At 71.4% G+C, this 12,257-nt stretch carries 11 protein-coding genes; 4 read left to right on the top strand and 7 right to left on the bottom strand.

The annotated features are described in order from the left end of the window. Positions 1-305: 305 nt before the first annotated feature. Positions 306-2,171, top strand: coding sequence for an ABC transporter ATP-binding protein (locus ABD747_RS14965; RefSeq protein WP_344805905.1), 1,866 nt, complete (start codon positions 306-308; stop codon positions 2,169-2,171). Between the two features lie 95 nt (positions 2,172-2,266). Here ABD747_RS14965 and ABD747_RS14960 read toward each other — a convergent pair whose 3' ends face one another. The 6 genes from ABD747_RS14960 to ABD747_RS14935 all read right to left on the bottom strand — a co-directional run bounded on the left by ABD747_RS14960 (position 2,267) and on the right by ABD747_RS14935 (position 8,869). Continuing rightward, positions 2,267-3,880 (bottom strand): sensor histidine kinase, encoded by a 1,614-nt coding sequence (locus ABD747_RS14960; RefSeq protein WP_344805903.1) that lies wholly within the window; start codon positions 3,878-3,880, stop codon positions 2,267-2,269. Then, positions 3,880-4,611 (bottom strand): response regulator transcription factor, encoded by a 732-nt coding sequence (locus tag ABD747_RS14955; RefSeq protein WP_344805900.1) that lies wholly within the window; start codon positions 4,609-4,611, stop codon positions 3,880-3,882. The genes ABD747_RS14960 and ABD747_RS14955 overlap by 1 nt, the downstream gene beginning before the upstream one ends. Before the next feature lie 132 nt (positions 4,612-4,743). Then, positions 4,744-5,361 (bottom strand): DoxX family protein, encoded by a 618-nt coding sequence (locus ABD747_RS14950; protein WP_344805897.1) that lies wholly within the window; start codon positions 5,359-5,361, stop codon positions 4,744-4,746. Between the two features lie 191 nt (positions 5,362-5,552). Beyond that, positions 5,553-6,503 (bottom strand): SMP-30/gluconolactonase/LRE family protein, encoded by a 951-nt coding sequence (locus ABD747_RS14945; protein WP_344805895.1) that lies wholly within the window; start codon positions 6,501-6,503, stop codon positions 5,553-5,555. 321 nt (positions 6,504-6,824) lie between these two features. Further along, positions 6,825-7,418, bottom strand: a complete 594-nt coding sequence (locus ABD747_RS14940) for a DinB family protein (protein ID WP_344805893.1) — start codon at positions 7,416-7,418, stop codon at positions 6,825-6,827. Further along, positions 7,415-8,869 carry a serine hydrolase domain-containing protein gene (locus tag ABD747_RS14935; protein ID WP_344805891.1) on the bottom strand — a complete coding sequence of 485 codons (1,455 nt, stop codon included), beginning with the start codon at positions 8,867-8,869 and terminating at the stop codon, positions 7,415-7,417. Before ABD747_RS14935 ends, ABD747_RS14940 begins: the two co-directional genes overlap by 4 nt. Positions 8,870-9,010: 141 nt before the next feature. On the opposite strand from ABD747_RS14935, the gene ABD747_RS14930 reads away from it, so the two are divergent. The 3 genes from ABD747_RS14930 to ABD747_RS14920 are packed head-to-tail and all read left to right on the top strand — an operon-like array spanning position 9,011 to position 11,569. Continuing rightward, on the top strand, positions 9,011-9,304 hold the full coding sequence (locus ABD747_RS14930) for a hypothetical protein (RefSeq protein ID WP_344805889.1): 294 nt from the start codon (positions 9,011-9,013) through the stop codon (positions 9,302-9,304). Next, entirely contained in the window at positions 9,288-10,694 is a 1,407-nt protein-coding gene (locus ABD747_RS14925; RefSeq protein WP_344805887.1) for an FAD-binding oxidoreductase, read from the top strand. Before ABD747_RS14930 ends, ABD747_RS14925 begins: the two co-directional genes overlap by 17 nt. Positions 10,695-10,699: 5 nt before the next feature. Then, complete coding sequence (locus ABD747_RS14920) at positions 10,700-11,569, top strand: NAD(P)H-binding protein (protein ID WP_344805885.1); 870 nt, start codon at positions 10,700-10,702, stop codon at positions 11,567-11,569. Here ABD747_RS14920 and ABD747_RS14915 read toward each other — a convergent pair. Next, entirely contained in the window at positions 11,555-12,211 is a 657-nt protein-coding gene (locus ABD747_RS14915) for a PadR family transcriptional regulator (protein ID WP_344805883.1), read from the bottom strand. The genes ABD747_RS14920 and ABD747_RS14915 overlap by 15 nt on opposite strands. Positions 12,212-12,257: the final 46 nt, after the last annotated feature.

Here is a 12,257-nt window from a genome sequence, read left to right as displayed (position 1 = left end):
GCTTGTGGTCGCCTCGTTCGTCGCATTCGGTGAAACGGAAAGGCGTGTTTCACCGAACGCTCCTGCACTCGGCGCCGCGCAGCGTGCTCGATTGCTGCGCTCGGCAAGCCTCACTCCGCGCTCCGCTGCGCTTGTGGTCGCCTCGTTCGTCGCGTTCGGTGAAACGGAAAGGCGTGTTTCACCGAACGCTCCTGCACTCGGCGACGCGCAGCGTCGGCGGTGGGCTGGCAGAGTCCGCAGGTTCAGCGACCACGATGGCGCTGGGCTTGACCTCATGTCAGCGCGAGGTTCTAGCGTCTCGGGCCATGAGCATGGAGATGCAGGCGTGGAACAGTCTCTATCACGCGATGACCGCGGCCGAGGAGAAGCGCCCGTTCTCGATGGCCACGCTGCGCCGCATCCTGGCGTTCGCGCGACCGCTGCGCGCTCAGCTGATCGCCTTCTGCGCGCTCAGTGTCGTCGGCGCGGTGCTGGCGGTGGCCACTCCCTTGCTGGCCGGGCAGGTGGTCGACGCCATCGTGTCCGGCGACGCGTTCGAGGTCGTGCTGCGGCTGGCCCTGCTGATCGCCGCGATCGCCGTCCTGGAAGCCGTCACCGGACTGGCCGCGCGCTGGCTGTCGGCCCGGATCGGCGAGACGCTGATCCTGGACCTGCGGCGGGCCGTGTTCGACCACGTACAGAAGATGCCGATCGCCTTCTTCACCCGGACCCGGACCGGTGCGCTGGTCAGCCGGCTCAACAACGACGTGATCGGCGCTCAGCGGGCCTTCTCCGACACCCTGTCCGGAGTGGTCGGCAACGTGGTCTCGCTGGTGCTCGCGCTGATCGCGATGCTGGCCATCTCCTGGCAGATCACCGTGCTCGCGCTGCTGCTCCTACCGGTCTTCGTGGTCCCGGCCCGGCGGATGGGACGCCGGCTCGCCCGGATGGAACGCGAGGCGGCCAACCACAACTCGGTGATGAGCACCCAGATGACGGAACGGTTCTCCGCACCCGGCGCCACCCTGGTGAAGCTGTTCGCCCGCCCCGAGCGGGAGTCGGCGGAGTTCGTGGCGCGGGCCACCCGGGTCCGCGACATCGGGGTGTCGACGGCGATGGTCCAGATGATCTTCGTGACCGCCCTGACGCTGGTGTCGGCGCTCGCGCTCGCGCTGGTGTACGGCCTGGGCGGCTGGTTCGCACTGCAAGGCACGCTGGCGGCCGGTGCGGTGGTCTCGCTCGCTCTGCTGATCACCCGGTTGTACGCCCCGCTCACCGGGCTGGCCAGCGCCCGGGTCGAGGTGGCGACCGCCCTGGTGAGCTTCGAGCGCGTCTTCGAGATCCTCGACCTGAAGCCGCTGATCACCGAGAAGCCCGATGCGGTGGCCGTGCCGGCAGGACCGGTGGCGGTCGAGTTCGACGGGGTCCGCTTCGGCTACCCGTCGGCGGACAAGGTGTCGCTGGCCTCGCTGGAGGAGGTGGCGCTGTTGGACACCCGCGGTGGGGTCGAGGTGATCCACGACGTGTCCTTCACCGCCGCTCCGGGGGAGATGGTGGCGCTGGTCGGCTCGTCCGGGGCGGGCAAGTCGACGATCGCCCAGCTGCTGGCCCGGCTGTACGACGTGGACGCCGGAGCGGTCCGGCTCGGCGGGATCGACGTCCGCGACCTGTCCGCCGTGTCCATCCGCGACACCCTCGGCATGGTCACCCAGGACGGGCACCTGTTCCACGAGTCCGTCCGGGAGAACCTGCTGCTGGCCAAGCCGGACGCCTCCGACGGCGAGTTGTGGGAGGTGCTGCGGCGGGCCCGGCTGGAGCGGCTGGTGACGGAGCTGCCCGACGGGCTGGACACCGTGGTCGGCGAGCGTGGCTATCGGTTGTCGGGCGGTGAGCGCCAGCGGCTCACCATCGCGCGGTTGCTGTTGGCCCATCCACGGGTGGTCATCCTCGACGAGGCGACCGCCCACCTGGACTCGACCTCGGAGGCGGCGGTGCAGCAGGCACTCGGCGAGGCACTCCAAGGACGGACGGCGATCGTCATCGCGCACCGGCTCTCCACGATCCGGTCGGCGGACCAGATCGTCGTGGTCGAGGCGGGCCGGATCGTCGAGCACGGCCGGCACGAGGACCTGCTGGCCGCCGGCGGCCGGTACGCCGAGCTGTACCGGACGCAGTTCGCCGGCGCCGGTTGAGCGCACCACCCCGGACTCCGCGCGACCCAGCTGGGTCTGCGCCGCGCAGACATGGAGCGAACCCTCATCCGCGGCGCGAAGTTGCGCCCGTGGTGCTACGCGGTGGTCGGGGCGAGCGGCAGCACCACCGAGAACCGCGTACGTCCGGGCTCGCTCTCCACCGACACCCGACCCTGGTGCGCCTCCACCACGGCCGCGACGATGGCCAGCCCGAGTCCGGTGCTGGTGCCCTTCTCCCCGCCGGCGGCGCGGACCCGGCTGGTGTCGGCCCGGGTGAACCGCTCGAACACGGTCTCCCGCACCCCCGGAGGGATGCCCGGGCCGTTGTCGGCCACGGTCAGCACCGCCTCGCCGTCGACCACCGCGAGCCCGGTGTCCACCCGGGTGCCGGGCGGGGTGTGGGTCCGGGCGTTGGCGAGCAGGTTGGCGACCACCTGGTGCAGCCGGTGCCGATCGCCGAGCGCCTCGATCGGCTCGTCCGGCAACGACAGCGACCAGACGTGGTCCGGGCCGGCGGCCCGGGCGTCGCTGACCGCGTTCAACGCGATCTCGGTCAGGTCGGTCGGCGTGACCTCGATCGCCGGGCCGGAGTCCAGCCGGGCCAGCAGCAGCAGGTCCTCGACCAGGCGCGACATCCGCTCGGCCTCGGCCTCGACCCGGCCGATGGCGTACGCGGCGTCGGGAGGGAGGTTCTCGCCGCTGCGCCGGGTCAGCTCCGCATAGCCGCGGATCGCGGCCAGCGGGTTGCGCAGCTCGTGCGAGGCGTCGGCGACGAACTGGCGCACCTTCGACTCGCTCGCCTGGCGGGCCGTCAGCGCGTCCTCGACGTTGTTGAGCATGTGATTGATCGCCTGGCCGACCCGGCCCACCTCCGACGCGGGATCGGTGTCTTCGGGCGGCACCCGGACGGCCAACGCCACCTCACCGCGGTCGAGCTTCAGCTGCGACACCTGTTGCGCGGTCGCCGCCACCCGGTTCAGCGGCCGGAGGCTGCGCTCCACCAGCGTCCGCGCTGCGAACACGGTCACCCCGATGGCGATCAGGGAGAGCACCACCTCCAGCCCGATCAGCTGGATCATGGTGCGGTCCAGATCCTTCAGCGGCACGCCGACCACGAGTTTGCCGGTCGTCGAGGCCTCGCCGAACTCGAAAGTCGCCAGATAGGACGTGACCCGATAGCGACCCATCCCCGGCACCGTGACGGTGTGGTTGTCCTGGTCGATCGGCACCGCTTGCAGCGCGGCGGACGCGTCGTCGGACAGCTGCGTACGCTTCCCGCGCTCGCCGAGCACGCCGCTGGTGAGCAGATTGCCGGAGTCGTCGTAGGCGGCGAACGTGGTGCCGATCGGTTGACCGGCGAGCCCGAGACCACCGCCGGGTCCGCCGCCCGGACCACCCGGGTTCCGGAACCGGCCGAGCACGGAGCCGAGCTGGTCGTCGACCTGGCCGATCAGCAGCGTCCGGGTGGCCAGTGCCGTGGCGCAGCACAAGAGCACGGCGACCAGAGCCACCAACGCGGTGACCCGCAACACCAGCTGGCGACCGAGGGTGCCGCGACCCAATGGTTCCGGCGCAGCGAACTGCTCGTCGGCCGTACCGGTCGGGACCTGAGGCCGCGCGTCGGGCACGATCACCGCGGCAGACGCGACGGGCGCCTCCGGTTCGGCGGGCGGCTCGAAGGACGGCCGGGCGGGCGAGCCGCGAGACATCAGCCCGCGGGACGCAGGACGTACCCCGCCCCGCGCATGGTGTGGATCATCGGCGCCCGGTTGGCGTCGATCTTCTTGCGCAGGTAGGAGATGTAGAGCTCGACCACGTTCGCCTGGCCGCCGAAGTCGTAGTTCCAGACCCGGTCGAGGATCTGTGCCTTGGAGAGCACCCGCCGCGGGTTGCGCATCAGATAGCGGAGCAACTCGAACTCGGTCGCGGTCAGGTTGATCTCGTCGCCGCCCCGGGTGACCTCGTGGCTGTCCTCGTCCAGGGACAGGTCGCCGACGACCAGCAGCGAGTCGTTCCTCGCCGCGCCGGCGCCGCTGCGCCGCAGCAGCGCCCGGAGCCGGGCGATGACCTCCTCCAGGCTGAACGGCTTGGTGACGTAGTCGTCGCCGCCGGCGGTCAGGCCGCCGATCCGGTCCTCCACGGCGTCCTTCGCGGTCAGGAAGATGACCGGCACCTCGGGATCCTCGGCGCGGACCCGGCGCATCACCTCGAGGCCGTCGAAGTCAGGGAGCATCATGTCCAGCACGATCGCATCGGGCCGGACCTCGCGGGCGGCGCGGACGGCCTCGCTCCCGGAGGCCGCGGTGGTCACCTGCCAGCCCTCGTAGCGCATCGCCATCGACAACAGCTCGGTCAGGCTCGACTCGTCGTCGACGGCGAGCACCCGGATCGGGGTCCCGTCGGCGCGGGTGAGTGCGGGGCGATGGTCGTACGTCGTCATGTGGCCCACAGTTCCATGAGCTGGCTAGGAATGGCTGTGCCCTTCCTGTGGCATTTCTGTGAAGCGTACGTGGGCCGGAGAAAGCAGAACACCCCCGGCCGGAGCCGGGGGTGTTCGGAAGCGAAGCTGCGGTCAGCGACCTGCGGGGGCGCCGCTGTTGCTGTACTGGCTCGGCGCGTTCGGGGTGCCGCCGCCGCTCGGCGGGGTGTACGTCGTCGGCCGGGCCGCCGGCATGGTGGTGGTCGTGCCGGTCGCACCCGGTGCCGGGGCGCGGGTCGGGCCGGGTGTGGTCGGTTCCTCGTCCTCGTCGTCGACCGTCTTCTTGCGGCGGAACAGCCGGTCGATGGAGATCGCGCCGGCGCCGAAGACCGCGAGCAGCAGGGCCAGCGAACCGAGCGCCACGTTGTACTCGTAGCCGCCGACGTAGGTGTTCTGCGGGTCGAGCAGCCACGGCCCGCGCCGCCAGCTGATGTAGGCGATGATCAGGGCCTGCTGCGCGACGACGGCCAGCGCCACCAGCGGGGTCAGCGCGCCGAACACCAAGAAGATGCCGCCGACCAGTTCCAGCACGATCGAGCCCCACGCGGCCCAGTCGGCGTAGGGCACGCCGTACTGGTTGAGATAGTCGATCTGGCTGGCCACATGGCGCACCTGCCACCGGTCGTAGCCGTGCGCGATCAGGATGCCGCCGAGCGCCACGCGGGCGATCAGCAGCGCGATACTGCGCAGGCCGGCCAAGAACTTCACCATGTCGGGCTCCTCGTCAAGACAACTGGCGCCAACGCTACGCAGGTCGGCCCAGCCAGCCCGGCAACCGCGCGGAGTGTCGCGCGGATCATCGCGTTCGCCAGGCGTGATACCGGGCGTACGGTCTGCTCGACCGGCTCTGCTCGACCGGCTCTGCTCGACCGGCTCTGCTCGACCGGCTCTGCTCGACCGGCTCAGGGGCGCTGGTCGCCGAGCGCCTCGACGTACACGCTGTAGAGGGAGCGGGAGGCGGTCATGAACAGCCGGTTCTTCTTGATCCCGCCGAAGCACAGGTTCGCGCAGGTCTCCGGCAGCAGGATCTGGCCGAGCAGGGTGCCGTCCGGCGCATAGCAGTGCACGCCGTCGAGATCGCGCCCGCCGTTGCCGGCGGCGGACCAGACGTTGCCGTCGGCGTCGCAGCGGATACCGTCCGAGCCCCAGCCGTCGGTGGCCACGAACACCCGACCGTTCGCCGGCCGGCCGTCGACGACGTCGAACACCCGGATCTCACCGATGTCGACCACGTACAGCAGGGTCTCGTCGGGGGAGAAGCAGATCCCGTTCGGCCGGTCCATCCCGCTGATCACGATCTCGGCCTGCCCGGTGGCGGCGTCGATCCGGTAGACGTCGCGGGGCAGTTCCTTGACCCGCTTGTCGCCCTCGTAGTTGCCCTCGATGCCCCAGCCGGGGTCGGTGAACCAGATCGAGCCGTCGGAGTGGGCGACCAGGTCGTTCGGTGCGTTCAGCGGCTTGCCGTCCCAGCCGTCCAGCAGGACGGTGATCCGGCCGTCGTGCTCGGTCCGGGTGACCCGCCGGGTCAGGTGCTCGCAGGTGATCAGCCGGCCCTGCCGGTCACGGCTGTTGCCGTTGCTGTTGTTGGACGGCACCCGGAACTCCGAGACCGCCCCGGTCTCCTCGCTCCAGCGCAGCATCCGGTTGTTGGGGATGTCGGAGAACAGCAGGAACCGGCCGTCGCCGAACCAGACCGGTCCCTCCAGCCAGCGGCCGCCGGTCCACAGCCGCTCCACCACCTCGGCGTGCACGGTCAGCGCCCGGAAGCGCTCGTCGACCACCCGGATCGCCGGATCGGGGAACCGGATGGCGGTGCGGTCGCCGTCCCAGGCGTACGTCGGAGTGTCGGCCACGGCGCCGATCGTACGACCGGGCGCGGCTCGGGCGGCGGGTGCCCGGCGTGGCTCGGGCTCGGCCCGGTGGTCGGAGGTAGGCCCGAGCTGGCTCGAGCTGGCCCCGGGGCTGCTTCACACCTCGAACTGCCGCTTCACACCGCTCACACGGCGTGTGGAGCGGCAGCCGGGGGTGTGGAGCGGCAGCAAGGGGTGTGGGGCGGTAGGGAGGGGTGTGAAGCGCAGCCGGGGGTGTGGAGCGGCAGCGAGGGGTGTGAAGCGATAGCCAGGGGTGTGAAGACGGGCGAGGGGTCTGAGGTGCCGGCGGGGTCGTCGGGCCGGTCAGCCGTCGTCCCGCGCGGCGGCCTCGACGGCTGCGGCCTCGATCCGGCGGCGATAGTCCGGCCAGTCGACCTCGCCGGCGCCGGGCAGATTCCCGTCGTCGTTGCCGGCCCGGCCGTCGATCAGCTCGCGCAGGATGTCGGCGTGCCCGGCGTGCCGGGCGGTCTCGTCGATCAGGTGCACCAGGATCTGGTGCAGGGTGACCTCGCGGTTCTCCGGCCGCCACCAGGGCACCACGCCGCGGGCGTCCAGTTCGAGAGCCGCGACCGTCGCGTCGGCGTGCGCCGCCGAGCCCCGGTGCAGCTCGAGGATCGACTCACGGGTCTCCTCCGGCGTCGCCCACAGGTCGGCGTTGAGCTCGGCACCGTCGTCGAACCAGGGCAGGGCGATCTCGGACGGCCGACCGAACACCTCACCGAGATAGCCCAGCTGCACGCTCGCCACGTGCTTCACCAGGCCGAGCAGGTTCGTCCCGGTCGGTGTCATCGGCCGGCGGATCTCCAGCTCGTCGAGGCCGTCCAGCTTGGCCACCAGCTGGGTGCGGGCCTTGTCCAGATACCGCTGGAGGGTCTCCTTCTCGCCGGCCGAACTCATCGTGCGGAGGTCGGCCGGGGCCCGCGGAGCTGGACCACCGACGTCGGATGCAGGGCGACCGTGCGCCAGAGCGGCGCCAACGTGCGCTCGGGTCCCGAGCAGACCAGCCGGACCTTGTGCGGCGTCTCGAGGAAGATCACGTCCGCGACAAAGGTGTCCGGGTCGGACCAGCCGCCGCTGACCGCGACCGGCACGCCGCTGGCGTCGTCCACCGCCCAGCCGTCCGAGCCCACCGGCACCTCCAGGGTCCCGCCGGTGTCGGTGATGGACAGCAGCCAGCCGCTGTCGTCGTGGCGGAGCCCGGCTCGGGTGAGGCGGATGCCGATCTGACCCAACGGCGAGTCCTCGGTCTGGGCGTCCGGGCCCGGCAGGAACGTGGCGCCGTCCCATACCTGGCGATCGTCGGGCTCAGCCTTGGCCGACAGCGGTGGCAACGCAGCGGCGGCGAGCCGGTCGGCCAGGCGCCGATCGGCGTCGTGGTCGGGCGCGGCCGCGTCGATCGCCGGCAGGACGTGCTCCCAGACGGCGTCGAGGATGCCCTGCATGTCCTCGGTGGCGGCGGTGAGGGCGAGCACCACGTCGACCTCGGGCAGCACGATGCAGAACTGACCGAAGGCGCCGTCGCCGCGGTAGCCGTGGCGTGCCATCCAGAACTGGAAGCCGTACCCCTGGCGCCAGTCCGGGTTCTCCTCGGCCGGGTTGTCCACCTGCTTGCTGGTGGCCTCGTCGACCCAGGCCGGATCCAGCAGCTGCCGGTCGCGCCAGCGGCCGCGCTGCAGATACAGCTGGCCCAGCCGGGCGATCGCATCGGTGGTGGCGTGCAGGCCGCTGAACCCGATGTCCTGGCCGGGCGGCTCCTCGATCCAGAGGGCCTGCTCGATGCCGAGCGGATCGAACAACCGCGGTCGCAGGTAGTCGATCAGCGACTGCCCGGATCGGCGCTGGACGATCGCGGCGAGGGTGTACGTGCATGGCTGGTTGTAGGCGAACACCGTGCCGGGGTCCTGGTCGGGCGGGGTGAGCAGGAACCCGCGGACGAGGTTCGTCGGGTCCGCCCGCCGCGCTCGGTCCAGCGTCTCCGTCGCGTGCCCACTGGCCATCGCCGCGATGTGGCGGACCTTCATCGCCCGGCTACGCGGATCGGTGATCTCACCGTCCAGCTCGGGGAAGTAGGAGAGCACTGTCGCGTCGAGGTCGAGCAGGCCCTCGGCGACGGCCAACCCGGCGGCGGTCGAGGTGAAGCTCTTGCTCAGCGAGTAGAGCAGGTGCACCCGGTCGGCCGAGTACGGCGACCACCAGCCCTCGGCGATCACCCGGCCGTGGCGCAGCGCCACCAGGCCGTGCAGGTCGATCTGCGGAGCGTCCTCGATCGCGTCGAGGAACGCCTCGAGGCCGGCGGGGTCGACCCCTTCGGCGCTGGGCGTGCTGTGCGGGAGATCGTCGGTGGCCATGCGTTCGAGCCTATGACTCGTGGATTCGCCGCCCCGCCGTGCCGCCGGAGTTCATGCAGGTATCAGGAAGCCACTAGACATACTCCCTAGGGGACGAATAGCATTCTATAGTCCAAAAGGGACTAAGACAAAGGTGATGACGTGCGGAGCGTGGCGGTGCTGGCCGGTGTGCTGTCGACGGCGATCTTCGTCGCCAGCTATCTGCCGATGCTGACCCGTGCGCTGCGCACCCGCGACCTGGCCTCGTACAGCCGGTCGAGCCTGGTCCTCGCCAATGTCGGCAACGTCGTCCAGGCGGTGTACGTCGGCACGCTGCCGCTCGGTCCGATCTGGTTCCTGCACGCCTTCTATCTCGCTGCCAGCGCCCTGATGCTCGTCCTCCACCTCCGCCACCAGGCACGACCCGAGGAGATCTTTGATGACCACGACCGATGACCGGCCCGCGCCAGGTCGGGTGGAAGGGCTGCGCGACGAGCTCGACGGCATGTTCTTCCTGCCCGGCGAGCCCGGCTACGACGAGCACCGGCGCGCCTGGAACCTCCGCGCCCGGCACGAGCCGGCCGCTGTCGTCCGCGCCGGAACCGCCGAGGACGTACGTCGGACGGTGCGCTGGGCGGCCGCCGCTGGGCTCGGCGTCGGCGTGATGGCCACCGGCCACGGCACCGGCGCGGCAGTCGACGCAAGCGGCATCTTGATCAACACGAGTGCGCTGCGTCGGGTCTCGGCGGACCCCGGACGACGGATGGCCCGGGTCGAGGCGGGCGCGATCTGGCAGGACGTGATCGACGCGGCCGCGCCGCACGGGTTGGCCGGCCTGGCCGGGTCGATGACCGGGGTCGGTGTCGTCGGCTACACCCTCGGCGGCGGGTTCGGCTGGCTGGGCCGGCGCTATGGCCTCGCCGCCCACAGTGTGACCGGCGCGGAGATCGTCACCGCCGGCGGCGATCTGCTGCGGACCGATGCGGGCCGCGACCCCGACCTGTTCTGGGCGATCCGTGGCGGCACCGGCAACCTGGGCATCGTCACGGCGCTGGAGTTCGCCCTGCATCCGGTCCGCGAGGTCTACGCGGGCAACCTCTACTACCCGCTCGATCGGGCCCGCGACGTCCTCGAGTTCGCGGCGGAATGGAGCCGTGGAGTGCCGGACGAGTTGACCGCGGCGATCACCTTCCGTCGTTTCCCGCCTGCTCCGGCGGTGCCACAGGGCCTCCGCGGGCGATCACTGGTGGCCATGCGCGGCTGCCACTGCGGCGATCTCGGGCAGGCCCGCGCCCTGATCGACCACGCGAGGGCGGCTCTCGGTCCGGCCGAGGTCGACACCTTCGCGGTGATGCCCGCCGCCGGCCTCGCGGCGGTCAGCCTCGACCCGGTCGACCCGCTGCCGGCCCTGAGCCACAGCGAGCTGCTGGCCGATCTCACGCCCGAGGCGATCGAGGCGGTGCTGGGGCTCACCGGAGCCGACTCGCCGCTGGTGATGTTCGAGCTCCGGCAGCTCGGCGGGGCCCTGATCGGCCCCGCCGAAGCGTTGAGCCCGCTCGCGCACACGTCGGCGCGATTCAGTCTGAATGCGATCGGAGTGACCCCCGGAGCGCCTCAAGAGGCAACAGTTCGGGCCCACCTGGCCCGGGTAGCGGCCGAGCTCGGCCCGCACGTCACCGGCGAGAGCTATCTCAACTTCCTCGATCTCGACGGCGCCACGCCCGATCGGATCCGCGCCGCCTACACCGCGGCGGATCTCGACCGGCTGCAGCGCGTCAAGGCGGGGCACGACCCGGACAACGTCTTCCGCTTCAACCGCAATGTCCAACCCCCGATCGAAAGGTGAATCCAATGACCCTGTCCGTCCTGGTGACCGGCGCGACCGGCACCGTCGGCTCCCGACTGCTCCCGCTGCTCACCGGCCACGACGTCGAGATCCGGGCACTGGCCAGGCGGCCGGCCGCCGTCGTCGCGCACCATCATCGGATCCGGCCGATCGCCGGCGACTTCGCCGACAGCGCGTCGTTGGACGACGCGATGTCGGGCGTCGATGCGGTCTTCCTCGCCTGCGGCAACGGGCCCGACCAGGTGGCCCACGAGACAGCGGTGATCGACGCCGCCGCTCGGGCCGGGGTCGGCCGGCTGGTCAAACTGTCCGCGCGCGGCGCGGCGCCCGACGCCGCTGTCGCCTACTGGCGCTGGCACGCCGAGATCGAGCGGCGGCTGGTCGCGTCCGGACTGCCGGCGGTGATCCTGCGGCCCGGCTTCTCGATGGCCAACCTGTTCGCCGCCGCCGAGCAGGTTCGAAGGGCGGGGGTGATCGCGGCACCGGCCGGCGCCGCGGCGATCGCGATGATCGATCCGCTCGATGTGGCCGCCGTCGCCGCGGAGACGCTGGTCGGTGACGGTCACGCCGGGCGGACGTACACCCTCACCGGTCCATCGGCGATCGACTATCGAGCGGTCGCGCAGGAGCTGGGTCGGGTCGCGAGGCGCGCGGTCGCGTTCGTTGACGTCCCGCCGGAGGCAGCCGTCGCCGGCCTGACCGGGGCCGGGCTGCCGCCGTTCGTGGCGGACCAGATCGCTGCGGTCTTCGCCGCCCTACGGTCCGGCGCGCAGAGCACGACGACCGGCGACGTCGCCACGCTCGTCGGGCGGCCCCCGCGGCCGCTCGCCGACTTCGCGACGGAGACGGCGCCGATCTGGTCAGCTGTCGCCTGAGGCCGCCCAGCGACTCGCCCGGGCCGTCGCCTGCTCGACCGTCCGGGCCAGCTCCGCCAGATCCGGTCTGGCCGTGCTCGGGTCCTCCGGCCATTCGGCCACGACCTCGGCCGCCCAGGCCGCCCAGCGATCGATCATCTCCAGGTAGTCGTCGAGGAACCGGCTGGTCAGCACCAGCACGGCCATCCGGTCGGGATAGGGGCCCTCGCCCTCCAGGTAGCTCGAACCGACCTCGATGTTCGTTCCGGTGAGCTCGTCCACCCACGCCCGGAGCCGGCGCAGCCCGGCCGACAGATCGGCCCGGGTGCCGTTGTCGGCGTAGAACACCTTGAGCAGCTGCTCCGACTCGAACACCGGCGGCGCGCTCTCGGCCGCCAACCATCCCGCGAGCGCCAGCCGGCCCGCGGGAGTGATGGCATAGACCGTTCGCGGCCGGCGGCCGTGCGCGCCGGGGATCGCCTCCGCGAGGCCCGCCGCCACCAGCTTCTTCGGCTCCTCGTACAGCTTGCTCCGGGCCCGAGGCCAGAACCGGTTCAAGGTGCGGTCCATCTGCATCGCCAGCTCGTACGTCGTCCAGGGCTTGATCGCCAGCAGCCCGAGGATGGCGTACGAGGTGGCGGTCAGGGTCTGGTTTCGCGCCATGGCGCCCCTTCCGGTCGATCCCTTGGGGACCATTCTGGCAGCGGCG

It is taken from the genome of Microlunatus ginsengisoli (genome assembly GCF_039537205.1).
In the GTDB taxonomy this organism is placed as follows: Bacteria; Actinomycetota; Actinomycetes; order Propionibacteriales; family Propionibacteriaceae; genus Microlunatus; species Microlunatus ginsengisoli.
This window is presented reverse-complemented; position numbering and strand designations above follow the sequence as displayed.

Bases quoted from the DNA above. Each gene is read 5' to 3' on its own strand.
- ABD747_RS14965 (WP_344805905.1), top strand. From the start codon at position 306: ATGAGCATGGAGATGCAGGCGTGGAACAGTCTCTATCACGCGATGACC.
- ABD747_RS14960 (WP_344805903.1), bottom strand. From the start codon at position 3,880: ATGTCTCGCGGCTCGCCCGCCCGGCCGTCCTTCGAGCCGCCCGCCGAA.
- ABD747_RS14955 (WP_344805900.1), bottom strand. From the start codon at position 4,611: ATGACGACGTACGACCATCGCCCCGCACTCACCCGCGCCGACGGGACC.
- ABD747_RS14950 (WP_344805897.1), bottom strand. From the start codon at position 5,361: ATGGTGAAGTTCTTGGCCGGCCTGCGCAGTATCGCGCTGCTGATCGCC.
- ABD747_RS14940 (WP_344805893.1), bottom strand. From the start codon at position 7,418: ATGAGTTCGGCCGGCGAGAAGGAGACCCTCCAGCGGTATCTGGACAAG.
- ABD747_RS14935 (WP_344805891.1), bottom strand. From the start codon at position 8,869: ATGGCCACCGACGATCTCCCGCACAGCACGCCCAGCGCCGAAGGGGTC.
- ABD747_RS14925 (WP_344805887.1), top strand. From the start codon at position 9,288: ATGACCACGACCGATGACCGGCCCGCGCCAGGTCGGGTGGAAGGGCTG.
- ABD747_RS14920 (WP_344805885.1), top strand. From the start codon at position 10,700: ATGACCCTGTCCGTCCTGGTGACCGGCGCGACCGGCACCGTCGGCTCC.
- ABD747_RS14915 (WP_344805883.1), bottom strand. From the start codon at position 12,211: ATGGCGCGAAACCAGACCCTGACCGCCACCTCGTACGCCATCCTCGGG.